Source organism: Actinomadura sp. NPDC048021 (genome assembly GCF_040653135.1).
Lineage (GTDB): Bacteria > Actinomycetota > Actinomycetes > Streptosporangiales > Streptosporangiaceae > Spirillospora > Spirillospora verrucosospora.
Map to the genome: position 1 here is coordinate 280,432 of NZ_JBEZJQ010000008.1, position 25,186 is coordinate 305,617.

The 25,186-nt window shown below is 73.4% G+C and carries 16 protein-coding genes; 8 read left to right on the forward strand and 8 right to left on the reverse strand.

Annotated elements, in window-relative coordinates:
• The first annotated feature begins 41 nt into the window (after window positions 1-41).
• From AB0C87_RS16165 to AB0C87_RS16175, 3 genes are all read left to right on the forward strand, one after another.
• Window positions 42-2,588: a tetratricopeptide repeat protein gene (locus AB0C87_RS16165; RefSeq protein WP_353835136.1), complete on the forward strand. Its 2,547-nt coding sequence runs from the start codon at window positions 42-44 to the stop codon at window positions 2,586-2,588.
• A gap of 31 nt (window positions 2,589-2,619) precedes the next feature.
• Complete coding sequence (locus AB0C87_RS16170; RefSeq protein WP_345181258.1) at window positions 2,620-3,558, forward strand: DUF5996 family protein; 939 nt, start codon at window positions 2,620-2,622, stop codon at window positions 3,556-3,558.
• 62 nt (window positions 3,559-3,620) lie between these two features.
• Window positions 3,621-6,230: a DUF4132 domain-containing protein gene (locus tag AB0C87_RS16175; RefSeq protein WP_353835138.1), complete on the forward strand. Its 2,610-nt coding sequence runs from the start codon at window positions 3,621-3,623 to the stop codon at window positions 6,228-6,230.
• A gap of 94 nt (window positions 6,231-6,324) precedes the next feature.
• Here AB0C87_RS16175 and AB0C87_RS16180 read toward each other — a convergent pair whose 3' ends face one another.
• Window positions 6,325-7,566, reverse strand: a complete 1,242-nt coding sequence (locus tag AB0C87_RS16180) for an oxygenase MpaB family protein (protein ID WP_353835139.1) — start codon at window positions 7,564-7,566, stop codon at window positions 6,325-6,327.
• A gap of 118 nt (window positions 7,567-7,684) precedes the next feature.
• Complete coding sequence (locus AB0C87_RS16185; protein WP_345181250.1) at window positions 7,685-8,917, reverse strand: acetyl-CoA hydrolase/transferase C-terminal domain-containing protein; 1,233 nt, start codon at window positions 8,915-8,917, stop codon at window positions 7,685-7,687.
• Window positions 8,918-9,090: 173 nt separating this feature from the next.
• Here AB0C87_RS16185 and AB0C87_RS16190 point away from each other — a divergent pair, with 173 nt between their 5' ends.
• Window positions 9,091-9,429, forward strand: coding sequence for a VOC family protein (locus AB0C87_RS16190; protein WP_345181248.1), 339 nt, complete (start codon window positions 9,091-9,093; stop codon window positions 9,427-9,429).
• A gap of 4 nt (window positions 9,430-9,433) precedes the next feature.
• Here AB0C87_RS16190 and AB0C87_RS16195 read toward each other — a convergent pair whose 3' ends face one another.
• The 3 genes from AB0C87_RS16195 to AB0C87_RS16205 all read right to left on the reverse strand — a co-directional run bounded on the left by AB0C87_RS16195 (window position 9,434) and on the right by AB0C87_RS16205 (window position 14,231).
• Window positions 9,434-10,651, reverse strand: coding sequence for a putative PEP-binding protein (locus tag AB0C87_RS16195; protein ID WP_360578163.1), 1,218 nt, complete (start codon window positions 10,649-10,651; stop codon window positions 9,434-9,436).
• Window positions 10,652-10,807: 156 nt separating this feature from the next.
• Window positions 10,808-12,682, reverse strand: coding sequence for an FAD/NAD(P)-binding protein (locus AB0C87_RS16200; protein ID WP_360578164.1), 1,875 nt, complete (start codon window positions 12,680-12,682; stop codon window positions 10,808-10,810).
• A 370-nt stretch (window positions 12,683-13,052) separates the two neighbouring features.
• The gene (locus AB0C87_RS16205; RefSeq protein ID WP_360578166.1) at window positions 13,053-14,231 is read right to left on the reverse strand and encodes an ROK family transcriptional regulator; all 1,179 of its coding nucleotides are present in this window, start codon (window positions 14,229-14,231) and stop codon (window positions 13,053-13,055) included.
• A 150-nt stretch (window positions 14,232-14,381) separates the two neighbouring features.
• Here AB0C87_RS16205 and AB0C87_RS16210 point away from each other — a divergent pair, with 150 nt between their 5' ends.
• The gene (locus tag AB0C87_RS16210; protein ID WP_360578168.1) at window positions 14,382-17,873 is read left to right on the forward strand and encodes an alpha-N-acetylglucosaminidase TIM-barrel domain-containing protein; all 3,492 of its coding nucleotides are present in this window, start codon (window positions 14,382-14,384) and stop codon (window positions 17,871-17,873) included.
• A gap of 7 nt (window positions 17,874-17,880) precedes the next feature.
• On the opposite strand, the gene AB0C87_RS16215 is transcribed toward AB0C87_RS16210, so the two are convergent.
• Both AB0C87_RS16215 and AB0C87_RS16220 read right to left on the reverse strand, forming a co-directional pair.
• Window positions 17,881-18,702 (reverse strand): SAM-dependent methyltransferase, encoded by an 822-nt coding sequence (locus AB0C87_RS16215; protein WP_345186608.1) that lies wholly within the window; start codon window positions 18,700-18,702, stop codon window positions 17,881-17,883.
• Window positions 18,703-18,831: 129 nt separating this feature from the next.
• Window positions 18,832-19,503 carry a LysR substrate-binding domain-containing protein gene (locus AB0C87_RS16220; protein WP_360578194.1) on the reverse strand — a complete coding sequence of 224 codons (672 nt, stop codon included), beginning with the start codon at window positions 19,501-19,503 and terminating at the stop codon, window positions 18,832-18,834.
• Here AB0C87_RS16220 and AB0C87_RS16225 point away from each other — a divergent pair.
• Window positions 19,480-20,316, forward strand: coding sequence for an SAM-dependent methyltransferase (locus tag AB0C87_RS16225; protein ID WP_345186606.1), 837 nt, complete (start codon window positions 19,480-19,482; stop codon window positions 20,314-20,316). The two genes, AB0C87_RS16220 and AB0C87_RS16225, sit on opposite strands and share 24 nt — an antisense overlap.
• Before the next feature lie 55 nt (window positions 20,317-20,371).
• Complete coding sequence (locus tag AB0C87_RS16230; RefSeq protein WP_360578170.1) at window positions 20,372-21,898, forward strand: AMP-binding protein; 1,527 nt, start codon at window positions 20,372-20,374, stop codon at window positions 21,896-21,898.
• Between the two features lie 44 nt (window positions 21,899-21,942).
• On the opposite strand, the gene AB0C87_RS16235 is transcribed toward AB0C87_RS16230, so the two are convergent.
• Window positions 21,943-22,401, reverse strand: coding sequence for a hypothetical protein (locus AB0C87_RS16235; RefSeq protein WP_345186600.1), 459 nt, complete (start codon window positions 22,399-22,401; stop codon window positions 21,943-21,945).
• Between the two features lie 1,315 nt (window positions 22,402-23,716).
• On the opposite strand from AB0C87_RS16235, the gene argG reads away from it, so the two are divergent.
• Window positions 23,717-25,165: an argininosuccinate synthase gene (gene argG / locus AB0C87_RS16240; protein ID WP_360578172.1), complete on the forward strand. Its 1,449-nt coding sequence runs from the start codon at window positions 23,717-23,719 to the stop codon at window positions 25,163-25,165.
• Window positions 25,166-25,186: the final 21 nt, after the last annotated feature.

Sequence of the window (25,186 nt, forward strand, 5' to 3'; positions counted from 1 at the left end):
ACGTGAGCAGCGGCGACGCGCTCCGCAGGAGTTCTGCCGCGGTGGGACGGAAGGCGGGGACGGTGGTCGTGCAACAGCGCGGAGCAAAGAAGGGCGACCCGCAGGACGAGCTCGCGGCCCGGCTGCGCATGTTGCAGGAGCTGTCCGGGCTCGGCGTCCGGGCCCTCGCGCGGGACGCCGGGCTCAGCTCGTCCTCGCTGTCGCGCTACCTCAGCGGGCAGACGGTGCCGCCCTGGACGGCGGTGATCGCGCTCTGCCGCCTCCTCAAGCGCGACCCGCGCCCGCTGCGCCCCCTCTGGGAGCGGGCCTCCAGCCCGCTGCCCGCGCCGCCGAAGACCAGCCGGCAGGTGCAGCCCCCGGCCCCGCCCTCCGGCGCGCCGCGCCCGCCCCGCAACGACCTGCCGCGCGACGTCCCCGACTTCACCGGCCGCGAGGCCGAGCTCGCGGCCGTGCTCGCCGCGGTGGACGCCGGCGGCGTGGTCGCCGTGGACGGCATGGCGGGCGTCGGCAAGACATGCCTGGCGGTGCACGCCGCGCACCGGCTCGCCGCCGCCTATCCCGACGCCCAGCTCTACATCGACCTGCACGGGTTCACCGCCGGGCGGGAACCGCTCGGCGCCGACCCCGCGCTGCGGGCCCTCCTCGCCGCCCTGGACGTGCCGTCGGAGAAGATCCCGCAGGAGGGCGGCATCGAGCCGCTGGCCGCCTGCTGGCGCTCGGAACTGGCGCACCGGCGGGCCGTGGTGGTCCTCGACAACGCCGTGGACGCCGACCAGATCCGCCCGCTGCTGCCCGGCGCGGGCCCGTCCGTCGCGCTGGTCACCAGCCGCAACCGGCTGCTGGGCCTGGAGGAGGTGCCCCCCGTGTCGCTGGACGTGCTGACGCCAGGGGAGGCCGCCGACCTGCTGGCCCGCGCCAGCGGCGACCCGGGCGGATCCGACGGCCGGCTGGCCCGCGAGCCGGAGGCCGCGGCCGAGGTGCTGCGGCGGTGCGGCCACCTGCCGCTGGCGCTGCGGCTGGCGGCGGCGCGGCTGCGGCACCGGCCGGGCTGGACCGTGGGCATCCTCGTCGAGCGGATGGCCGAGGGGGCCACGGAGTTCGACACGGCGTTCGCGATGTCCGTGCGGCAGCTGGACCGGGGGCGGCGCCGCTTCTTCCGCCTGCTGGGCCTGGTGCCCGGGTCGACCTTCGACGAGCACGTGGCCGCGGCGCTGGCGGACGTCCCGCTGCGCGCAGCCCGGGCGATGCTGGAGGACCTTCTCGACGCGCACCTCGTCCAGCAGCCCGCGGCCGGGCGCTACCGGCTGCACGACCTGGTGCGCCAGCACGCGCTCCGCGCCGCCGCCGAGGAAGACCCGCCCGCCGAGCGGGAGCGGGCGCTCGGCCGGGTGCTCGACTACTACGTGCACGCGGCGGCGGCCGCGGACGCCGCGGTGTCGTACCTGCCCTCCGGCCTGGATGTCGCGGCGGGCCCGCCGCCGGCCGACCTGCCGGAGTTCGCCGGCAAGCACGCGGCGCTCCTGTGGTTCGCCACCGAGTACACCAACCTGATGGCCGTCTTCGAGGCGGCGGTCGCCGCCGGAGCCGACGCGCACGTGTGCGAGCTGCCCCGCCGCATGCGGGCCTTCTTCGCGCGGCGGTGCGGCACCACGCACCTCAACGTCCTCTTCGAGCACTCGCTGGTCGCCGCGCGGCGCCTGGACGACCCGGCGCGACTCGGGGAGGCGCACAGCGACCTCGGCTTCGCCCGCTACAACGCGGGACGGATGGCGGAGGCGGACGCCGCCTACGAGGCGGCGGAGCCGCTGGTGTCCCGGGCCGGGAACGCCAGGACGGAGGCCGAGCTGACCATGCGGCGGGGCTACCTGAAGTGGGACGAGGGCCGGGTCGAGGAACCCCTCGACCTCTTCCGGCGGGCGGGCGGGCTGTACCGGGACGCCGGCTGCCCGACGGGCTCCGCCCACGCGACCGCGTACGAGGCGTGGGCGATGCTGCAGCTCGGGCAGCGCGAGGAGGCGGCGCGGCTCGCCCGCGCCGTGCTGGAGATCCCGCACGCCGACCCCGCCTGGCCGCCCGCGCTGACGGCCCGGATCACCCTCGGCGTCGCCATCGCCGCCGAGGAGCCCGGCGAGGCTACGGAGCATCTTGAGCGGGCGCTGGCGCTGGCCCGCGAGGACGGCCACCGGCACAACGAGGCCTGGTGCCTGAACTGCCTGGGCGTCGCCCTGCGGCAGGCGGGCCGCCACGAGGAGGCGCTGGCCGCGCACCGCCGGGCCTTCGCCCTGCTGGACGAGCTGTTCGAGGAGCACTGGAAGATCCACTTCCTCTACGGCCACGCCGAGACGTGCCGGCTGGCGGGACGGCCGGAGGAGGCCCTGCGCCTGCACCGGCAGGCGCTGGAACTGGCCCCGAGGCTGGGGAACCGCCACGCCGAGGCGCTGGCCCGCGAGGGGATCGCCGCCGTCCTCGACGGGACGGACCCGGCGGCGGCCGCCGAGCACCGCGCGGCCGCGCTGGCCGTCCGGCGGGACCTCGATCCGGGCGGTCCCGCGTCCCGCACTGTTGCGGAGGCCCGATCCGGGGCATGACCCGGATGTTCCGGCTGGAAGGGGGGCCCTCGTGGAACGGCAGGCCTGGCCACGGCTGCGCGTCGCCGACTGGACGCCGACGCGCGACACCCTGCACATGTGGACGCAGATCGTCGGCAAGGTGCGTCTGGCCCACGCACCGCTGGTGAACCACTGGTGGAACGTGACGCTCTACGTCAGCCCGCGCGGGCTGACCACGTCGGCGGTCCCGTACGACGGGGGCGCTTTCGACATCGAGTTCGACTTCGTCGACCACCGGCTGCGGCTGCGGACCTCGGACGGCAGCCTCCGGGAGTTCGAGCTCGCGCCCATGCCGGTGTCGCGGTTCTACGCCCGGACGATGGCCGCCCTGCACGAGCTGGGGATCGAGACGCGCATCCAGGCGCGCCCGAACGAGGTCGAACCGGCGATCCCGTTCGAGGAGGACGACCAGCACGCCTCGTACGACCCCGAGGCGGCGCACCTGTTCTGGCGCCAGCTGCTCCAGGCGGCGCGCGTGCTGGGGGAGTTCCGGGCCCGCTACATCGGCAAGGTCAGTCCCGTGCACTTCTTCTGGGGCGCCATGGACCTCGCCTGCACGCGCTTCTCCGGGCGGGACGCGCCCGAGCACCCGGGCGGCGCCCCGAACTGCGGGGACTGGGTGATGGTCGAGGGGTACTCGCGGGAGCTCAGCAGCTGCGGGTTCTGGCCGGGCGGCGGCGAGGAGGGGTCCTTCTACGCCTACGCCTATCCCGAGCCCGCCGGGTTCGCCGACCGTCCGGTGGGCCCGTCCGGCGCCTTCTACAGCAGGGAGAACGGCCAGTTCCTGCTCCCGTACGAGGTGGTGCGGGAGAATCCCGACCCCGACCGGGCCCTCCTGGAGTTCCTGCAGGGCACCTACGAGGCGGCGGCCGACCTCGGAGGCTGGGACCGCGCCGCACTGGAGGCCGATCCGGCGCGGTGGGACCACAAGATCCGCGAAGGGACCTGATCCGAGGCGCCGCCGCGGTCGGGTGACCGGGATGTCGGACGCCGCCGCTAGCTTGCGGTGCCATGGTCGAGACGGTGGAGATCCCGGTCGAGTGGCGCGAGCACATCCATCCGAGGCGCGGCGGCGTCCCCGGCCCGCCGGTCGCCGTGGACGAGGGGGCGGCGCGGCGGGCCCGCGAGTGGGACCTCGCGGCCCGTCCGATCGCCGAGGAGATGCTGGAGCACGAGCGCACCGACCCGGAACTCGGGCGGGCCCTGCGGGCATGGCTGGCCAAGGAGGCCGACCCGGCGGGCGCGGCGGCGGTCGCCGCCGTCGCGCTGAAGTACCTCGACGGAGTCGAGGGCGCGGCGTTCCTGGACGCGTGGGTGCTCGACCACGGGCTCGCCTTCGCCGCCTGCGCGGTCACCGAGGCGATTTCGATCGAGCCCGGCCCGGTGCCGCGCCCGGCGAAGCCCGGCCCCGGCGGGTTCGTCGTCGGGCTCGTCGCCTACGGAGACGGCGGAGCCCCCGGAGGATGGCGCGGCGAGATCCGGCGCGTCACCGTCCACGACCACTTCCCGGCCGGCCGGTGGGTCTCCGGGGACGCGGTGCTCAAGCGCCTCCGCACGCTGCTGGCCGTCGCGCCCGAGGACGAGTACGGCGAAGCCGTCGAACGGCTCTCGCGCCACCGCGGCGACGCCTGGAGGCGGCGCGTCGCGTCCTACCTCGTCCCGACCGAGACGGCCTGGCTGGACGTCTCTCCCGGCGTCTCCCTCGGAACCGGAGAGCACGACCACGAGTACCTGCTCTGCTCCCTGTCCAGCGCGGCGCAGATCCGGGAGGTGAGATGGGTGCCGGCCACCCCCGCCGTGATCGGGACCCTGCTCGACGGTCTGGGCGCGGACGCGCTCCCGCTGCTCGCCCTCGCGCTCCGGCACAGCCACGACGCCGACGAGACGCATCCGATCGTGCTGCGGGCGCTCATGGAGATCGCCGACGAGGCGGTCTTCGCGCTTTTGCTCGACCGCATGGGCGACAAGGGCGTGCCGGCCGCCTTGCAGGAGGCGGCGGAGAGGCATCCGGAACTCGCGCTCCGGGCGCTGGCCCCGCTGGCCGGCGACGACACGACCAGGGGCCTGCAGGCGGCGGGCACGGTGCGCGGGCTGCTGTACGCCAGGCCCGACCTGGCCGAGGCGGCGCCTTCGGGAAGCGTCGAGGCGCTGCTGCCCCGTCCGGCCGTTCCGGACTGCGCCGACCTGCCCGACGTGCTCACCGGCAGGCCCGCCCGCGGCGCGAAGACCGACTGGGCCGACCCGACGCTGCTGCCCCGGATCCTCACGCGCGGCCGCGACCGGGCCCTGCCCGCGAGCGCGACCCGGCGCCTGCTGGGCCTGCTCGCCAAGAAGGCGCCCGAGGCCGCGCGAATTCGCGCGTTCTGCGACCGGCACTCGCTGGCCGAGTTCTCCTGGGCGGTGTTCGAGCGCTGGCACGCGCTCGGCGCACCGACGCGGCACAACTGGGCGCTGGCGCAGCTCGGCCTGATCGGCGACGACACCACGGTGCGTCGGCTCAGCCCGCTGATCAGACTCTGGCCGGGCCAGGGGCTGACCGCACGGGCCGCGGCCGCACTGGACGTCCTGGCCGCGATCGGCTCCGACACGGCCCTCACCCACCTGTTCGAGCTGACCCGCCGCGGCCGGTACAAGGGGCTGAAGGCCAGGGCCGCCCGCAAGATCGACGAGATCGCCGCGGCGCGCGGCATGACGCGCGACGCCCTCGCCGACCGGGCCGTCCCCGACTTCGGGCTGGACGAGCGGGGCACGCTCGTCCTGGACTACGGCCCGCGCCGGTTCACCGTGACCTTCGACGAGCAGCTCGTCCCGCTGGTGGAGGAGCCCGGCGGCAAGGTGCGCAGGAGCGCGCCGAAGCCCGGCCCGAAGGACGACCCGGCCCTCGCCCCGGCCGCGCACGCCCTGTTCACCGGCCTCAAGAAGGACCTGCGGACGATCGCCGACCAGGAGATCAGGCGCCTGGAGCTGGCCATGACCACCCGGCGGAGCTGGACGCCGGAGGACTTCCGCTCCCTGTTCGTCGCCCACCCGCTGCTGGGGCACATCGTCCGCCGGCTCGTGTGGACGACCGACTCCGGGACGGCCTTCCGCGTCGACGAGGCGGGCGACTACGCCGACGTCCGCGACGACCCGTTCGCCCCCGCCCCGGACGACCGCATCGCCATCGCCCACCCGGTCCTGCTGGGCGACGACCTGCACGCCTGGGCCGAGCTGTTCGCCGACTACGAGATCCTGCAACCGTTCGAGCAGCTCGGACGGCCCGTGCACCGGCTCACCGAGGCCGAGCGCGCCGCGCACCGGCTCGCCCGGGTCGAGGGGCTCGTCCTGCCCTACGGCAAGGCCAAGGGCCACTCGCAGGGGCGCTGGGAGTCCGTGGACGCGGACGGCGGTTTCGCGGGCGGCTGGCTCGCCCGGCGCGACCCGGCCGGCCTGTACGTCGTGGCCCGCCTGAGCCCCGGCCTGGGCCACTACATGTACGGGGAGGGCGAGGACCAGAAGATCGAAGCCGTGTGGGCCGCTCCGGCCCCGGGGCGCGCCCCCGAGGACACGGTGCCGCTCGGCCGGGTCGATCCGGTCACGATGAGCGAGGCCGTCCACGACCTCGTCCGCAGCGCCTCCTAGCAGGGCGGGGGAGAAGCCGGGCTCGGGGTCCGGCCGGTTCCGAGCCCGGCGCCGCCGCGGTGCCCGCGCCCGCGGGCACCGCGGGCGTCCCGGCTCAGTAGTGCGGGTTGTTGGTCTGCGGGATCTCGATGCTGATCGGCATCTTGAAACCGGACAGGTAGAGCAGGGCGCCCTGGCGGAGGATCTCGTCGAAGGCCCAGTAGAGCTGCCGCAGCTCCTTCGGCGCCTTCGTGAGGTCGAGGAGGCCTTCGCGGACGGCGACGAAGGGCGGCCAGAGGTTCCGGATGAGCGGGTCCCACAGCGGGTCCCGCGGGATCTTCAGCCATCCGGCGATCTCGTCGCCGAGCATGAAGCGCGTGAGCGAGCCGAGGATGGGCTTGGTGAGGAGCCCGCCGTCGATCGTGGAGCCGAGGTTGAGCAGGATGTCGGCCAGCTTGACGCCCTCGGGGGTCGGCGCGAGCACCGGGGTCAGCACCTGCTCGGCCTGGGAGTTCGCCTCGTTCCACGACTTCGGGAGGTACTCGTCCCTGATGCCGAGCATGTGCCCGGCGAGCTGCCAGGACAGCAGGAACGCCTCGGACTCGGCGTCCGGGATCGGAACCTTCCACCGGACCAGGTTCTGCATGACGGTCGTGGGCAGGCTGTGCCAGGTGACCATCATGTCCGCCTGGCTGATCGGGATCTTCTCGTCGGCCGCCTTCGTCCAGTACGGGGACTTCGGCAGCAGGTGCCGCACGGCGGCGTGCACCAGCCGCGTCTTGACGCAGGTGACGATCATCTCGCCGTCGGGCTCGAACGCCTTCTCGGTGCCGATGTCGTAGCCGAGCTTGGCGGTCTTGGTGATGCGGTCCCTCATGTCCGCGCCGCCCTTGGAGTAGTAGACCGCGCGCGCCTCCTTGGGGATGGCCGTGCTCATCATCCCGCTGGCGAAGCCGTAGGTGACGCCCAGGTAGAGGCCGCGCTTCTCGTTGAACTCGAACGCGGTGGCCAGCTTGCCCGGGTCGGCCCACTCCGGCAGCCGGCGGGCGCGCTCCATGAAGTCGCGCAGATCCGCCGGCAGCCCGTCCGGCAGCGGCTGGCCGTTCCTGGTCCACGTGCGCAGCAGCTCGTTGACCCTGGGCACGTCGCCCCGGTCGAGCAGCGAGGCGACCAGCGCGTCGGCCTCCGGGTCCCACACCCACCGCGGGTCGGCGCCCGCGCCGGCGCCCGCCACCGAGCCCTCGGGCGACCACGTCCACAGGGGGGACGCCTGCGCCGGCGAGGCGACGCCGAGGGCGCCGAGCGCTCCGAGCGCCCCGCCGGTCATCAACACGTTGCGTCTGCTGGGTCTGTCCATGCCTTCGCTCCTCCTGGGGGCCGGAGGCGTGCCGCCGATAGCGAAGCCGGCCGCCCCCGGGTTTCCTGAGCTGACCGGAACACTAGACCCTTATTGGCGACGTGCCAATAGCTGGCGATCAGCGGAGCGGGAAGCCGAGCTCGCGGCCCTGCTCGCGCAGCTCGTCGCGGGCGGAGGGGTGGGCGACGTTGTCGATGATCTGCTGGGCCTGGGAGGCGGCGTCGTTCCCCCACACGGTGGCGGCGCCCCGCTCGCTGACGATGTAGCTGTGCTGGAACGAGGTGACCGGACCGGAGAGGCGCGGGATGACGGTCGAGACGTCCGCGCGCGGATGCCAGGACGGCAGGGCGATGACGGCGTGCCCGCCGGGGGAGTGCAGCGCGCCTACGACGAAGTCGGTCTGCCCGCCGAAGCCGGAGTAGATCACCCCGCGGACGCGGCTGGCGTTGGCCTGGGCGAACAGGTCGACCTGGAGCGCGGAGTTCACCGAGACCATGCGGGGACGGCGGGCGATGAGGCTCGGATCGTTGGTCTTCTCGGTGCGCAGCATCCGGATCCGCTCGTTGCGGTCGGCCCAGGCGTACAGCTCCGGACCGCCGAAGGCGAAGGACGCGGTGATCGGTGTCGCGGCGTCGAGCGCGCCCGCCTTCTCCAGCGCCAGCACCCCGTCGCTGAACATCTCCGACCAGACGCGCAGCCCCCGCCGGTCGAGCAGCGACGAGAGCACGGCGTCCGGTATGGCGCCGATGCCGAGCTGCAGGGTGGCGTCCTGCGGGACGAGCCGGGCCACCCGCTCGCCGATCTCATGAGCGACCTCGCCGGGAGGCCGGGGGACCGGGGTCGCGAGCGGCTCGTCGTCCTCGATCGCCAGGTCGATCTCGTCGGTCGACAGGACCGCGTCGCCGAACGTGTAGGGCATGCGGGGGTTGAGCTGGGCGACGACCAGGCCGCCGCGCGCGCGGACCGCCTCGATGGCCGCGGGCAGGATGTTGACCTCGATGCCGAGCGAGACGGTCCCGCCGACCGGCAGAGAGGTCTGCACGATCACCACGTCCGGCGGCAGCGAGTCCTTCAGCAGGTTCGGCACCAGCGACAGCCGCGACGGGAAGTAGCGGAGGTTCGCGCGGCCGCGCATCCCGGCGCCCACGAAGGGCGTCTCCAGGTCCACCCCGTCGCGCTCAGGCAGGTCCAGCTGGGCGTTGAGCATGAACAGGCGGTACTCGGCGACCGCGGAGTCCAGGAGCCGCAGGGCCCGCCGGGGGGCGGCGAAGTTGCCGCCGGCCACGATCCGGGGCCGTCCCGGCAGCCCGGCCAGCACCCGTGCCAGATCCTCCTGGGAGACAACGCGCATCGAGATCCCTTTCCGAGAGACTTCACGACCAGGTCGCGGCGGGTCCGCGTGGCCAGTCTGCCCGACCGGCGGGACGGCGCCGGGGCCGAGGGCGGCGACGCCATGGGCGGCGATGAGTTCGCGGCCCCGCCGCGGTCATCACCTGTGACGCATCCCGACGCACGAGGAGCGACATGTCTCTCGATCTCTTCGCAGGCATCCCCGTCACCGACTACGCGGAGGCGCTGCCGTGGTACGAGCGGTTCTTCGGCGCGGAGCCGTCGTTCCTGCCCAATGACGTCGAGGCCGTCTGGGAGGTGGCCGAGCACCGGTACGTCTACATCGTGCAGGACCCGGAGCGGGCCGGGCACGCCCTGGTGCTCGCGTTCGTCGACGATCTCGCCGACCGGGTCGCGGGGGTCGCGCGGCGGGGCATCCCGCCGGCGGGACGCGAGGAGTACGGCGGCGGCGTGACCAAGGTGGTCTTCCGCGACCCGGAGGGCAACGAGATCGGTTTCGGCGGCGCCGGCTGACGCGCTAGGCCGCCCGCCTCCCGGCGAGGTGCCGCAGCTCGGCGGCGCACATCATGAGCCTGCGCACCGGAAGGTGCCGGGCGTAGTGGTCCAGGTCGGCGCCGAGCGCGAACACGTGCACCGGGACCCCGGCGCCGCGGCCGGACTCGACGGCCTGGCGCAGCGCGGCCAGGACCGCCGGATGCCGGGTCTGGTAGGCGGCCGAGACCAGGTGGTTCCCGCGGTCGGCGGCGAGATAGAACTGGATCAGGTCCTTGGTGCCGACGAACAGCTCGCCCGCCCCGGAGGCGCAGAAGTCGGCCGCCGAGTGCACCGCGGCCGGCGTCTCGACGAAGACGGCGAGCGGCGTCTCGTCCCCGAGGCCGAGGAACCGCCGCAGCCGCACGTACTCGTCGCGGTCGTTGATGAACGGAACGGCGAAGCGCACCCGGTCAGCGTCCGCGCCCAGCCGGTCCCGCAGGCGGGCGCGCAGCGCCCGGAAGGCGTGCGGGTAGCGGCGCTCCCGCAGCAGCCACCGGGCGCCGTGCCGGCCGAGTTCGGGGTTCGGCTCGTCGTCCACGTGGGCGCCGGACGTGATCTTGGCGGCGTCGTCGGAGCGCAGGTCGAGGAGCCTCATGATCAGTCGCTGGCCGGGCAGGAGTTCGCGCACCATCGGGCACAGCTCCGACGCCACGGCCGCGCCGTAGCGCTCGGCCTCCCGGACGCCCTCCCGGAGCGAGTCGATCGGGCTCAGCCCGGCGGAGAAGCAGACGAACTCCTCGCGAATGAAGAAGGAGTCGGCGTGCTCCACGCGCGGTGCGAGGGCGTTGGTCGCCCGGATGTCGGTGGTGTCGGCGACGACCACGCAGATCGACTCGACCCCGCCGAAGGCGGCGGCCGGGCGCCCCGGGGCGGGCGCCGCCGGCGCGGCCTCGCCGAGGACGACCGACGCGCGATCGAGCAGGAGCGTGGCCTCCCCGGCGAGCGATTCCAGATCGGACGGCGCGACGCGCAGCACGGGGATTCCGCGGGAACGGCAAAGGGATTGCATGTGGCCGGTCCGGCCGCCTTTGGCGCAGATCACGGCGGAGCAGGCGACGATGGCGTCGTAGAGGTCGGGACCGAGCGCATCGACGACGAGAATGGCGCCGCCGACCGGTTTCCTACTGCGGTTGCAAGGTCCTTGAACGGATCGCTGGTGCGAATCGACGAGCACAACCCCTGGAACTTCGCGAGGGCTCACGGACGTCCTCTCTCTCGCCGGACCCGGGTGGCGGCGCCGGCCCGGCCGCGCCGAAAGCGACGCGCGGTCGGGCCCGTCCCGGGCAGAGCATGAATAGAGAGTTACAGCCGTGGATGAGAAAACGCACCCGCTCGAATGCCGATACGCCTTTTCGGGCTATCGGGAATCCGGCGGCCCGTCGAGTTCGAGCAGCGCACGGAGGTCCCGTGGCGTTACGGACAGGTCGTTGAGCTCGGCCGTGGCCTCGATGTTCACGACGAAGCGCAGCGCCCCCTCCGAAGCGGCGGCCTCGCCGTCGGCGGTCATGGCGCCGCGCAGGGCCCGGAGACCGCTCGCGAGCCGCGCCGCCGCCACCCGCCGGTCGCGGCGGCGCCGGGCGGCCATCCGGTGCACGTCGAGGCGGACCGCGCGGGCGAACGCCTCGCGCACCGCGTCGTCCGCGCCGTGGGCCACCGCCTTGGACACGGTCTCGGCCGGTTCCTCGTAGCGGGATTCGAGGTCGCGCAGCACGGCCGCGGCGACGCCGACCGAATGGTTCTTGATCGCGGCGAGGTTGAACGTGAACGCGCCCATCCGGCCGTACCGGGTGATCTCGTCACCCTCCCGGGGGCAGCCGACCACGGTGATCGGGGCGGTGCGCACGCCGGCCGGTCCGAGCAGGAAGCCGTGGCCGTCCACCTCGACGCCGCGCCCGGTCCGCCGGTGCCGCACCGCGAGCCCCCTGCGCAGCAGGTTCCTCCAGAGCGCCGAGCCGACCCGCCCGTAGTCGGTCTCCCGACCGAAGTTGGAGATCACCAGGTCCGCCTCGACCGTCCTCGCCGGCGCGGGCCCGGACACCGCCACCCGCAGGGCGCCGGCCTCGGTGGCGGTGATCGAGCGGACGGCGCCGGTGGTGAGGACGACCTGACCGCCCTCCGCCATCGCGGCGTCGACGAACTCGGTGATGTCGGGGACGGCGCCGACGCGCAGCGTGGCCAGCAGGCTCGCGTACCGGTCGAGGAGCGCGCGGAGATCGGCCGAGGGGACCCGGGCGAGGACCTCGGGCAGGTGGGGCTCCCAGGACTTGGCGATGCGCTCGCTCACGACCGCGGGCGGCACGCCGGGGTGCCGCCGGGCGACGTGGGCGCGGGCGCGTTCCCACTCGTCCCTGAAGAGCCGGACGAGCTCGTCGCACCCCTCGTAGCCGTCGGCGTGCAGCCGCGGGGCCGGAAGGTCGAGGACGTGGTGCCGGTGGTCGGAGGGATAGGTGCGCAGCGTCAGCCCGGAACGGGAGATCATGTGGATCTTCCCGGTGTGGCCGTGCCGCAGCAGGAGCGACGCCGAGTCGTACGCGCTCAGCAGCGTGCCGATGATGGCGACCTCGGCGTCCCGCCGCACGCCGAGGATCCGCTCGATGCCCTGCTCGGAGTACGGATGCCGGACGAAGCAGGGGTGGTCCTCGACGCCGGCGGCGAACGGGAGCTCCCGCTCTTCCAGCCCCGTGGCGAGGACGGCGTGGTCGGCCTCGATCGTCAGCGGGTCAGGCCCGGCGCCGGTCCGGGGCGAGGAGCGCCTCTCGACGACCACGCGAACGCGGTCGGCGCCGCCCTCGGTGCGGACCGTCATGTCGACCGCCTCGCCGTCGACTTCGAGCAGCTCCACGCCGTCCGACGCCTCGCGCGCGGCCTCGGCCAGGCGCGTGCTCAGGTAGTCGGCGTAGAGCCTGCGGGGCGCCGGCCCGGACTCGGTGAAGGTGAAGCCGCTCCACCTCGGGGGCCAGCCGGTCCGGTCGGCCTCGGTGTTGGCCCAGTCCACGAAATCGTCGACGTCCTCCCGGAACATCGACATCCGGCCCGCCTGAATATTGAAGACGTGATGCCAGTGGTTGCCCGAAGGATGATAGGCCACGCCCGCACTGCGATATTCGGGCCGCCGCTCTATCAGCACCACTTGTAAAGGTTCCCGGGCGAACTGCATGAGACGTATGGCGGTGGCGGTTCCGGCTAAGCCCGCTCCGACGACGACGACTCTTCGGGTCTCTGGAAAGCCCACGTGGCAACCCCCGCCCGCACCGAACGGCTACAAAGCATTCACTGTTGAGCGTAGCGCATTGTCATCCGCGCTCAATGGTTCGGCGGCCGATCGGGTGGAGCATATTCGTGCGGCGGCGCCCCGCTCGGCGCCGGGGCCAATGCGCCGGCGTTCGCGCGCCGGAAAATCGGCTTCCCGTGAATGGCCTCGCCCGCTGAGCAATTCGCTATATGAATTATTAGCGATTGCCTGGACGGTCGAACGGCGGGCGGGGCGTTCGGGAGCCGCGTCACGTGGGCGGGGCCGCGCCGGCCCGCGCCCGTCCGGGTCTCCGGGCGCTACCGGTTTTCCCTGTGGCGGCCGCGCGGCGCTCCAGGTGATCTTTCGCGTCTCAGACGGTGAGGCGGCGCCAGACCTCGTCGAGGGCCAGGTGCAGGGCGCCGGTGAGGACGGTGTCCTCGGCGAGGCCGGAGAACTCCACGGCGGGCGGGGTCAGGGTCAGCTCGGTGAGGTGCCGGGTGATCGCGGTGAGCAGGACGGGCCCGGCCCGGGCGACGCCGCCGCCGATCACGACGGCGTCGGGGTCGAGGACGAGCACGGCGGGCGCGATCGCCTGCGCGAAGGTCGCGGCCACGGCCTCCACGACCCGCTGGGCGGCGGCGTCGCCGGCCGCGGCGGCGGCGAAGACGGAGGCGGCGTCGGGCTCGCCGTGCCGCAGGGCGGACTCGGGGTGGCGGCGGGCGGCGCGGCGGGCCCGCGCGGCGATGGCCTCGGCGCCGATGGTGCGCTCCAGCGGCCCCCGCCCGTCGCCGGTCTCCGGGACGCGTCCGGGCGGGCGGATGAAGCCGATCTCCCCGGCGGCGCCCGAGCCGCGGTGGAGGCGGCCGTCGATCACGACGCCGGCGCCGAGGCGCTCGCCCCACTGAACGGCCAACAGGGTCCCGCGCTCCCCGGCGACGGCCAGGGCGGCGAGGTTGGCGTCGTTCTCCACCTGGACGGGGCAGGGGAAGCGGTCGCGCAGGTGGCCGGCGAGGTCGACCGACGTCCAGCCCGTGACGCTCGGTGCCAGCAGGACGCGTCCGGCTCCGGGGTCGACGATGCCCGGGGTGGCGGCCACCACGCCGGCGATCTCGTCCGCGCCGAGGCCGGCCTCGCCCAGGGCGCGCCCGACCACCTCGTCGACGGCGCGCAGGAGGTGGCCGGCCTCGCTCCGCCCGACCGGGCGGCGCACGGCCGCCAGGCGCCGGGCGGCGAGGTCGCTCACCCCCGCGCTGACCGTGTGGGGGCCGACGTCGAGCCCCAGCACGGGCGCGGCGCGTCCCCGCAGCGAGACGCGCACGGCGGGGCGGCCGCCGTGCCGCGAGGCGGCCGCCGGATCGTGCTGCTGGAGCCAGCCCGCCTCGACCAGGTCGTCCACCGCCTGCCCCACGGTGGGGCGGGTGAGCCCGGTGAGCTCGACGAGTTCGGCGAGGCGCAGCGGATCGGGCGCGCGCCCGCGCACCGCGCGCAGGACGGCGGCGGTGTTGAGGCGGCGCAGCACCGGGGTGCCGACCGCGCGATCCTCTCCCATGCCCCTCCAGAAGATCGCGGACGGACCCTTGACCGAGGGCCCCGGCGCCCTCATGATGAAGGCCGCTCCAGTTTTTCAACGAGCTTAACAAACCTCGCGGTGGAGGTGTCCGCCATGGTCCCGGGCCGACGGAGGGAAGCCGGTGCCCGCATGCGGTCGGCCATCGTCATGCTGGTCGCACTGCTCGCGCTCCCGCTGACCGCGGTGGCCCCGGCGGCGGCGCGCGGCGCGGAGCCGGCGGCCCCCGCCACGGGACCCGCCGCCCGCGCGCTGGAGCGGCTCCTCGGCCGGGGCAGGGCCGCCCAGGTCGTGCTGCGGACGCTCCCCAAGGGCTCCGGCCCCGACCGCTTCAGGGTCTCCGCCGAGGACGGTCGCCTGGTCGTCGCGGGCACCACCCCGGCCGTCCAGCTCACCGGGTTCGGCCGCTACCTGCGGGAGGTCGCGCACGCGAACGTCGCGATCGGCGGGACGCAGCTCGACCTGCCCGGGCGGCTTCCCCTGCCCTCCGCGCCGATCGAGGCGGACTCCTCGGTCGCGCACCGGTTCGCGCTCAACGACACCAACGAGGGATACGCCGGCGCCTACCTGAGCTGGGAGGAGTGGGAGCGCCGCATCGACGCGCTCGCGCTGCTCGGCATCAACGAGGTCCTGGTGTACGAGGGGCAGGACGCGGTCTACCAGCGGACGTTCCAGCAGTTCGGCTACAGCGCGGCGGACATGCGCGCCTGGATCCCGCAGCCGGGCCACCAGGCGTGGTGGCTGCTGCAGAACATGTGCTGCACCGACTCGCCGATCTCCCAGCAGCTGATCGACCGGCGCGCGGCGCTCGCGCGGCGCATGGTCGACCGGCTGCGCGAGCTGGGCATGACGCCGGTGCTGCCCGGCTACTACGGCACCGTCCCGACCGACTTCGAGACCCGCAACCCGGGGGCGAACACCGTCCCGCAGGGCACCTGGAACGGCCTGGAGCGCCCCGACTGGCTCGACCCGACCGGGCCCGAGTTCGGCAAGGTCGCGGCGGCCTTCTACAAGGCGCAGACCCAGCTGTACGGGGCGAGCACGATGTACAAGATGGACCTTCTGCACGAGGGCGGGCGGGCCGGGTCCGTGCCGGTGCCCGAGGCGTCCCGGGCCGTGCAGGACGCCCTCGAAGCGGCGCATCCCGGCGCGACCTGGGTGATCCTCGGCTGGCAGAACAACCCCCGCGCGGAGACCCTCCAGGCGGTCGACCGCTCGCGGATGTTCATCGTGGACGGCATCACCGAGCAGCCCGGGGTGACCGACCGCGACAAGGACTTCCTCGGCACGCAGTACGCGTTCGGCACGATCTGGAACTTCGGCGGCCACCAGAACTTCGGCGCGGGCCTCACCGTGTGGAACGAGAAGTTCCACGCCTGGCGCGCCAGGCGGGGCACGGCCATGAACGGCATCGCGCTGATGCCCGAGGCCATCGACAACAACCCGGCGGCGGTCGCGTTCTTCGCCGACATGCCGTGGCGGGACGGCCCGGTCGACGTGGACGCCTGGTTCGACGAGTACGCCACGGCCCGGTACGGCGCCGCCGACCCGCACGCGCTCGCGGCCTGGCGGATCATCGGCCGGACCGCCTACGCGTGGCCCGCGGGCAAGGACACCCGGCACGTGACCGGCCTGTTCGACGACCAGCCGAGCCTCACCACCACCGGGACGCCGCTCCAGTACGACCCGGGCGAGTTCGAGAAGGCCCTGCGCGAACTGCTCGACGTCGATCCGCGCCTGCGGCGCTCCGGCGCGTACCGCTACGACCTCGTGGACGTCGCCAGGCAGGTGCTGGCGAACCGCGGCCGGCTGCTCCTGCCGAAGATCCGCGCCGCCTACCGGGACGGCGACCGCACCGCGTTCGCGCGGCTCACCGCCCGCTGGACGAGCGAGATCCGCCTCATGGACGACGTCCTCGGCGCCGACCCCCACTTCCTCCTCGGGACCTGGCAGCGCGAGGCGGCCCGGCAGGCGGCGGACCCCCGGGAGGCGCGGACCCTCGACTACAACCTCAAGTCACTGGTCACGCTGTGGGAGAGCGACAGCCCCGGCCTCCAGGACTACGCGCGCCGCGAGTTCAACGGGCTGGTCGGCGGCTACTACGCCGAGCGCTGGAAGCTGTTCTTCGACGAGCTCGGGCGCGCGATGAGGACCGGCGCCGAGCCGCGGCGGATCGACTGGCGCGCCGTCGCCGAGCGCTGGGCGCGGGCGGGCACCCGCTACGCCGCCGAGCCGCGCGGCGACGCCCACCGGCTGGCGCGGCGGGTGGCCGAGGAACCGGCGGGCGCGCTGGCCCTCGCCGCCGACCGCAAGGGCGTCCGGCCGGGCGGCGCCGTCCGCGTGACCGCGACGTTCACCAACGAGTCGGCGCTCGGCGAGGCCCGCGGGGTGCGCTTCGGGCTGGCCGCGCCCGAGGGGTACAAGATCACGGCGACATCCGGCCCGGCCGGCGACGTCGCCCCGGGCGCGACCGCCACCGCGACCTGGACGGTGACCGCACCCGCGGACGCGGAGCCCGGCGCCCTCCCGGGCCTGGACGCCACGGTCTCGTGGCGCGCCGCCGGAGGCGACTCCGAGCAGGCGAGCGCGCACTCCCTCCTCATGGTCGGCGGCGGCGCGGTGGGGGAGCCCTACAGGACCTCCGCCTCGACCGCGGCCGAGTTCGCGCGGTCCGGCGACACGGTCGGCATCGCCGCGGGCGGCAAGGACATGTGGGGCGACACCAACGAGTTCGCGACCGTCTACGAGGACGACGGGCTGGCCCCGGGGCACGCGGTCTCCACGAAGGTGACCGAGCTGGACGGGTCGTCCGGCTGGACGCGAGCCGGACTGGTCGCGAGCGACGACCTGGCCCGGACCGGGTCCGCCGGGTACGCCGCCATCGCCGTGACGCCCGCGCACGGGTGCGTCTTCTCCTACGACGCCGACGGCGACGGCCGGCTCGACCACTACACCGAGGTCGGCGGGTTCACCGCGGGCGAGGTCCGGGTGCGGCTGCGCAGGGACGGCGACCGGATGTCCGGATCGTGCAGCTCCGACGGCGTGAACTGGGCCGTGGTCGGCTCCGGCACGGTCCCCGGCTCGGCGGGCGCCCAGGACGTCGGGATGTTCGTCAGCGCGGTGAACGCCCACACGGCGCAGGAGGCGATCGCCCGGTTCGACGGCGGCATCGCCGCCTCGCCCGACACGTCCCGCAACGGATCGGACGACCCGCTCCAAAGCCTCCGCAAGCCGGTGACGGCGCTGTCCTCCGAGCCCGGCCGGCCGCCGGAGGCCGCCAACGACGGCAGCCGCGCCAACTCGCCCTACTGGGGCGGTCAGATGACCTACGGCGAGACCTGGTGGCGGGTCGACCTCGGCGCCGTCGACGACGTCTCGCGCGTCAACGTCCGCAACTACGTCGACGGGACCCGCTTCTACACCTACCGCCTGGAGGGCAGCCTCGACGGCGGCCACTGGTTCACCCTCGGCGGGCGCAACGGGCCGCGCCCCGCCGCCGACGCGGGCGACACCATGGCCACCGAGGCCAGGGCCCGCTACATCCGGGTGGTCGGATCCGGCAACACCGCCAACCTCACCTTCCACCTCACGGAGGTGAGCGTCTACGGCGCCCCCGCCGGGTGACGGGCGTTCAGGGTTTGCGCCCGACGCCCCCGACGCTCCAGATCGGCCTGGACGACTCGATGGTCTCGTGCTCGGGACGCCACAGGGGCAGGTAGACGACGCCGGGCTCGATCAGGTCCCAGCCGGAGAAGAGCTTCTCCACCTCGGCCCTGGTCCGGATGTTCGAGCGCGGCGTGCCGCGGATCGCGTGGGTCTCCTGCTGGTAGAGGAAGGCGAGCCTGGCGGTGACCTCCGGGCACAGGTCGCTGACCGGATGCGAGATCGCGATGTGGCTGCCCGGCGCCATCAGGTCGCTCAGCCGCCGGACGCTCCCCGCCACTTCCTCGTCGTCGGGGATGGTGTAGAGCACGTGGAAGAACAGCAGCGCCGTCGGCTGGTCGAGGTCGATCAGGCGGCGCAGGTCGGGGTGGCGCGCGATGCCTTCGGCGTCCCGCATGTCGGCCTCGACGACCGCGGTGCGGGGGTCGCCGCCCAGCAGCGCCTGCGCGTGGACGCGCACCACGGGGTCGTTGTCCACGTAGACGACCCGGCAGTCCGGCGCCACCGCCTGAGCGATCTGGTGCACGCTTCCCTGGGTGGGCAGGCCGGTGCCGATGTCGAGGAACTGGCGGATCCCGGCGGCGGCGAGGAACCGGACGACGCGGTCCAGGAACTTGCGCCCTTCGCGGGCCAGGACCGGCAGTTCCGGCGCGAGTTCGATCGCCTGGAGCGCCGCCTGCCGGTCCGCGGCGTAGTTGTCCTTGCCGCCGAGGAAGTAGTCGTGCATCCGGCTCTCGTTGGGCGCCGTCGGATCGAAGGCCAACGGCTCGTGCCCCGCGGGGAAGGGCATGGCTTCTCCATTCACCTGACATCCGAGCGGTGACGCGCGGCCGCCGCGAGGAATCGCCCAGTATGGCACGCTACTTTCTGGTACGTCCGACGTACCCGAGGTAGGCGCCCCCGCCCGGCGAGTCGAACGTCAGCGCCGCCCGGCCGCGCGGAGCGCCTCCAGACCCCGCGCGATCGGCGGCTGCGTCTCGCTGCCCTGGCGGACGATCGCGATGATGCGCCGGGACGGCGCCGCCGCGCCCTGCAGCGCCACCCGGACCACGGCGTCGTCCGGCGGCAGCGGCGCCAGCCGCGGCACCAGGCCGATGCCGAAACCGCGGGCGACGAGCGCCGAGACGGCGAACCACTCGTTGGCCTCGTGGGCGAGCCGCGGCGTGAACCCGGCGGCGGCGCAGGCGGCGAGCATGAGCTGGTGCTGGTCGCACCGGTCCGGCGAGCCGATCCACGGCTCGCCGGCCGCGTCGGCGAGCCCGACCGCCCCGCGCGCGGCGAGCGGGTGCCCGGCCGGGACGAGCAGGTCCTGCGGCTCGTCGAGCACGGGCCACTGCGCGAACCGCGCGTCGTCCGCGGCCGGGGTCTGCTCGCTCGGAATGACCACGGCGATGTCGCACCGCCGAGCGAGAAGCAGGTGACCGGCGTCCTCGCTCTCGGCGGCGGCGGCCGGAGGGCGCCCTCGCGGCCGGACGGGCGGGCCGCGTCTGTCGGACCGAATCGTGATCGGTCGTTCTCGTGGACCGGTCCGGCGGCGCGATCCCAGCCCGTAGAGTGGGGCGCGAAGATGATCAGCGTGGGCGGCCGGCAGGGAGGCACGGTGGCAGGCGAGCGGTTTGGGCCAGGCGGATTCGACCCGAGCGTGCCGAACATCGCTCGCATGTACGACTACTACCTCGGCGGCAAGGACCACTACGAGGCCGACCGCCTCCGCGCCGAGGAGGCCAAGGCCGCCGACCCCACCCTGATCACCCTGATCAAGGAGAACCGGGCGTTCATGGGGCGCGCCGTTCGGTACATGGCCGAGCAGGGCATCGACCAGTTCCTCGACATCGGCACCGGGCTCCCCACCCAGCAGAACGTCCACCAGATCGCCCAGTCGGTGAACCCCGCCGCCCGCGTCGCCTACGTCGACTACGACGGCCAGGTCGTCGCGCACGGGCGGGCGATCCTCGCGGACTCGCCCGGCACCCGGATGGTCCAGGCCGACATCCGCCGCCCCCGCGAGATCCTGGAGCATCCCGAGATCACCCGGCTGCTGGACTTCGGGAAGCCGGTCGCGCTGCTGACGATCGCCACCCTGCACTTCATCCCGGACGAGGACGACCCGCCCGGCGTCATGGCCGAGCTGCGCGAGGCGCTCGCCCCCGGCAGCCACATGGCGATCACCCACGCCTCCGCCGACGGCGTGCCCGACATCGTGGCGAAGGTCGTCGAGGTCTACAAGAGGACGAACGCGCCCGGCACCCCGCGCAGCCTGGAGCAGGTGACCGGTCTGTTCGGCGACTTCGAACTGGTGGACCCCGGCCTGGTGTGGGCGCCGCTGTGGCGGCCCGAACGCCCGGTCACCCTGGAGGAGGCCCTGCCGATCTGGTTCTACGCCGGAGTCGGCCGCAAGCCCTGAGGTGTGCGTGCACGACCGCTCCCTGACGAATGCCACCGGGAAGAGGGAAGGCGACATGCGGGCAGTGACGGTCGGAGGGGCACTGGAGGCCGCGGCGACGCGGGACGCGGTGTTCCTCCACGACGGCGACGACACCATCACGTTCTCCGGGTTCGACGAGCTGGTCGACCGTGTCGCGGCGGGCCTGCTGGCCCGCGGCGTCGGGCGGGGCGACCGGATCGGCCTCCTCGGACCCAACACCGCGCAGTGGCTCGCGGTGTTCTTCGGCGCGGCCCGGATCGGCGCCGTGGTCGTCCCGCTCAACGTCCGCTACCGGGAGCGGGAGCTGTCGTACATGCTCGGGCAGAGCGGCGCCCGGCTGGTCGTCGGCGTCGAGGCCGTCCCCGACTTCGACTTCGCCGCGTACTTCGCGTCGTCCGGCATTCCCGCCGTGCACTTCGGCGAGGGCTTCGACGCCCTGGCCTCGACCCCGGCCCCGCCGGCCCTGGCCGCGGCCCGCGCCGCGGTGGACCCGGGCGACCCGCTGATGATCCTCTACACGTCCGGCACCACGGGGCGCCCCAAGGGCGCCGTCATCACCCACCGCGGCATCCTGGCCTCGGCCTCGGCCCAGGCCGACCACTTCCGGATGACCGGCGAGGACGTCCTGCTCGGCCACCTCCCGTTCAACCACGTCGGCGGCATCACCTGCACCGTCATGGCCGCCCTGGTCAGCGGCGGCTCGATCGCGCTGCTGTCCGCGTTCTCCCCGGACGCCGCGCTGCGCGCCGTCGAACGCCACCGGGTGACGTTCCTCGGCGCCGTCCCCACGATGTACGTGCTGATGCTCGGCCGCCCCGACTTCGCCGAGCACGACGTCTCGTCCGTCCGGCTGTGCATGGCGGGGGGCTCCAACGTGGAGCCGGCGCTCGCCGACGCGATCCGCCGAGGCTTCCCCGGCGCGCCTCTCTACGGTCTCTACGGGCTGTCCGAATCCTCGGGCGCCTGCGTCCTGTCCCCGACGGACGACGACCCCGAGACCGTCTCCCGGACCCTCGGCGCGATCATCGGCGACTTCGAGGCGCGCGTGACGGCCCCGGACGGGACGGTGCTGCCGCCGGGCGAGACCGGCGAGCTCCAGATCCGCGGCGCCTGCGTCGCCGCCGGCTACTGGGACATGCCGGACGAGACCGCCGAGGTCTTCCTGCCGGACGGCTGGCTCGCCACCGGCGACATGGTCGCCATGGAGCCCGACGGGCACCTGGTCCTGCGCGGGCGCAAGAAGGAGATGTACATCCAGGGCGGCTTCAACGTCTACCCGGTGGAGATCGAGAACGTCCTGACCGCCCACCCGAAGGTCGCGATGGCCGCCGGGATCGGCGTCCCCGACGCGGTCCTCGGCGAGGTCGGCCGCTTCTACGTCGTCCCGCGCCCGGGCGCCGAGCCCCCCACCGCCGACGAGCTGACCGCCTACTGCCGCGACCGCCTGGCCGACTACAAGGTGCCCCGCCAGTTCGTCATCACCGCGGACGTCCCCCTGACCCCCGTAGGCAAGATCCACAAAGCCCTCCTCAAGGACCGCGACGGATCCGTCCCGGGCTGAACCCGGGTGCCGGGGAGGAGAAGGCCTCCCCGGCACCCGGGGCTCTAACTGTGCGCGTGGACGTCGAGGATGGCCTGGGCGAGGGTCTCCGAGGCGGGCGCGTTGACGAGCCTCCACTGCGCGGCACAGGGGATGAGCGCCCACCATTCCTTGGTGTGGGTGCCCCACCAGCACAGGACACCGAAGCGGGCGCGGAGGTAGGCGATCGTGTCCGTGTGGGGCGCGCCGGGGTCGGGCGGCGGGATCGGCAGCGCGGTGCCGTCCCGCACCGGACGCCGCGCCCGGGCGGCGAGCGCCGCCGCCACGTAGGGGGTGAGGATCCGGGTGATCCGCTCCGCCGCGCCGGCCGGGTTGGTGTGCGGGGCCAGGTCCTCGCCGGTGCTCGACCGGTACCACCAGGCGTCGGACGCCGATCCGGAGGCGAGCGTGATGCTCTCCCCGAACCCCGGGACGGCCGGGTCGTAGACGCGCAGGAGCGGGAGGGCCCCCTCGTAGCGCGGCACGGCCTTCCAGCCCTCTCGGACGACTTCATGTGCAAGTCGGTCAAGGTGGCTTGTCATAGAGGAAGCCGAGGCTCCGGCGTGCAGATTCTTCGGTTCGATCCACCCCATTACCGGCGCACCCACTTACGGGGGTCGGGCGTCGGGCGGCAGGCCGCGCGGCTGAGCTCGTTGGTGAGGACCCTGCGAAGCTCTTCGGCGGTGCTGCATATAACGGTCGGGTCAATGCCGGCCTTTGGGTCGTGCAGCGTGGCGACCCAGTCGCCGAGCCTTCCGTCGTAGCGCGTGGCGCGCCAGATTCGGTGGCCTTGGAAGTCCTCGCGGAGTCGGGCTAACGCCTGGTCAGCGGGGTTGACGGGCGTATCCATGATCAGTTCAAGCTTCCGTCGGTGTGGTTGCTCTTCGTTACCGTCCCCAATCTTCCCGTGACCGGGTCGTCTTTTGGAAGAGCGGGGAGCCCGCCAGATGGAAAGCTCTCGGCGTCGTTAGAAAACACTTCGCTTTCGGGTCTCCCGGGTTTCCCGTCCCCGCCGTCCCGCAACGCAGGGGTTCCGCGTACCTCCGGCTGCTTTGACGGTGAACGCCTGTTTGCCGAACCGACTCCATCTTGTTTCCCTCCGTTCCGTGCAATCCGGTGCAACCGGACAATTCTCCGTCGGATGTCGGCGCGTTGGGGATCACTGGGTGGGGCCGGGATTCGAACGGATCCGCGAAGAACCGCCTCATCCGCTCGTGCGACCGGCTTCCTGCAGCGCCATGAACCAGGGAACGCGAGGTCGCGGAGAAAGTAAGGCGAACGGCCACAAGCGGCCATTCTCGGGTTTCGGAATGGCGCATTACGGTCATTCCCCATTACGTGAGTGAAACTTGCGCGGCAAGTCTTGATGCCACGATCGATGATTATTAACCGGCCGCGAGGATCGGCCTCTCGGTGGAGCGAATGCGCGGCGAATGGCGCGTCGCGTATTGAGTCTTGGTCCGTGCGGCTTCGCGTGCTTGCGTTCGCGGAGGTCTTCCTGGTAGGGGAGAACCGCGAAAGGCGAATGATCCCCACATGCGAAACCGGTGCGAACTCAGAGCCGAGTGATTGAACGATGTCATTGGGGTCGTTCTGATGCGGCGATCCGCGGAGGTGGAGGGCGATTCACCGGGTAAGAGCCATGATGACTGCTGGTCAAGCCCTTCTGAGAGGAGAGATGCGGCGGCCGCTTTCGCCGGCCGGGGGCCGCGGCCGCCCCGCGTCCGCCCGTCCGTGCCCCAACGGGCGGGCGGAGGAGGCGCGTTGCATGTTCATGCAGGAGCGTGCATACTTGTGCTCATGTCCAAAGTGCTGACCTCCCTGCCCGTCGGTGAGCGCGTCGGGATCGCCTTCTCCGGTGGCCTCGACACTTCGGTGGCGGTCGCGTGGATGCGCGACAAGGGCGCGGTGCCCTGCGCCTACACCGCCGACATCGGGCAGTACGACGAGCCCGACATCGCCTCCGTGCCCGGCCGCGCGGCCAAGTACGGGGCGGAGGTCGCGCGCCTGGTCGACTGCCGGGCCGCCCTCGTGGAGGAGGGGCTCGCCGCCCTGGCGTGTGGCGCGTTCCACATCCGGTCCGGCGGCCGCAGCTACTTCAACACCACGCCGCTCGGACGAGCCGTGACGGGGACGCTCCTCGTCCGCGCCATGCTGGAGGACGACGTCCAGATCTGGGGCGACGGCTCGACGTTCAAGGGCAACGACATCGAGCGGTTCTACCGCTACGGGCTGCTGGCCAACCCGTCCCTGCTGGTCTACAAGCCCTGGCTCGACGCCGACTTCGTCGCCGAGCTCGGCGGCCGCACGGAGATGTCGCAGTGGCTGCTGTCCCGCGGCCTTCCCTACCGGGACAGCACGGAGAAGGCCTACTCCACCGACGCCAACATCTGGGGCGCGACCCACGAGGCCAAGGCGCTGGAGCACCTCGACGCCGGCATCGAGACCGTCGAGCCGATCATGGGCGTGCGGTTCTGGGACCCCGCCGTGGAGATCGCCGCCGAGGACGTCACGATCGGGTTCGAGCAGGGCCGCCCGGTGACGATCAACGGCAAGGAGTTCGGGTCCGCCGTCGACCTGGTGCTGGAGGCCAACGCCATCGGCGGGCGGCACGGTCTCGGGATGTCCGACCAGATCGAGAACCGCGTCATCGAGGCCAAGAGCCGCGGCATCTACGAGGCGCCCGGCATGGCGCTGCTGCACGCGGCCTACGAGCGGCTCGTCAACGCGATCCACAACGAGGACACCCTCGCCACCTACCACAGCGAGGGCCGGCGGCTCGGCCGGCTCATGTACGAGGGACGCTGGCTGGACCCGCAGGCGCTCATGCTGCGCGAGTCGCTGCAGCGCTGGGTCGGGACGGCCGTCACCGGCGAGGTGACCCTGCGGCTGCGGCGCGGCGAGGACTACTCCGTCCTCGACACCTCCGGCCCCGCGTTCAGCTACCACCCCGACAAGCTGTCCATGGAGCGCACCGAGGACTCCGCCTTCGGCCCCGTGGACCGGATCGGCCAGCTGACCATGCGCAACCTCGACATCGCCGACTCGCGCGCCAAGCTGGAGCAGTACGCCGGGCTCGGCATGGTCGGCAGCTCGCACCCGGCCCTGATCGGTGCCGCGCAGGCGGCCTCGACCGGGCTGATCGGCGCGATGCCGGCGGGCGGCGCCGAGGCGATCGCCTCCCGCGGCAAGGACTCCCGGGACGCCGAGGTCCTCGACCGCGCCGCCATGGAGTTCGGCACCGACTGACCAGAGGTCCGGTCCGGGCCG

What these genes read in the sequence shown, in the direction of transcription:
- AB0C87_RS16175 (WP_353835138.1), top strand. Translation starts at nt 3,621, where the DNA reads ATGGTCGAGACGGTGGAGATCCCGGTCGAGTGGCGCGAGCACATCCAT.
- AB0C87_RS16180 (WP_353835139.1), bottom strand. Translation starts at nt 7,566, where the DNA reads ATGGACAGACCCAGCAGACGCAACGTGTTGATGACCGGCGGGGCGCTC.
- AB0C87_RS16185 (WP_345181250.1), bottom strand. Translation starts at nt 8,917, where the DNA reads ATGCGCGTTGTCTCCCAGGAGGATCTGGCACGGGTGCTGGCCGGGCTG.
- AB0C87_RS16190 (WP_345181248.1), top strand. Translation starts at nt 9,091, where the DNA reads ATGTCTCTCGATCTCTTCGCAGGCATCCCCGTCACCGACTACGCGGAG.
- AB0C87_RS16205 (WP_360578166.1), bottom strand. Translation starts at nt 14,231, where the DNA reads ATGGGAGAGGATCGCGCGGTCGGCACCCCGGTGCTGCGCCGCCTCAAC.
- AB0C87_RS16210 (WP_360578168.1), top strand. Translation starts at nt 14,382, where the DNA reads ATGCGGTCGGCCATCGTCATGCTGGTCGCACTGCTCGCGCTCCCGCTG.
- AB0C87_RS16215 (WP_345186608.1), bottom strand. Translation starts at nt 18,702, where the DNA reads ATGCCCTTCCCCGCGGGGCACGAGCCGTTGGCCTTCGATCCGACGGCG.
- AB0C87_RS16225 (WP_345186606.1), top strand. Translation starts at nt 19,480, where the DNA reads ATGATCAGCGTGGGCGGCCGGCAGGGAGGCACGGTGGCAGGCGAGCGG.
- AB0C87_RS16230 (WP_360578170.1), top strand. Translation starts at nt 20,372, where the DNA reads ATGCGGGCAGTGACGGTCGGAGGGGCACTGGAGGCCGCGGCGACGCGG.
- argG (WP_360578172.1), top strand. Translation starts at nt 23,717, where the DNA reads ATGTCCAAAGTGCTGACCTCCCTGCCCGTCGGTGAGCGCGTCGGGATC.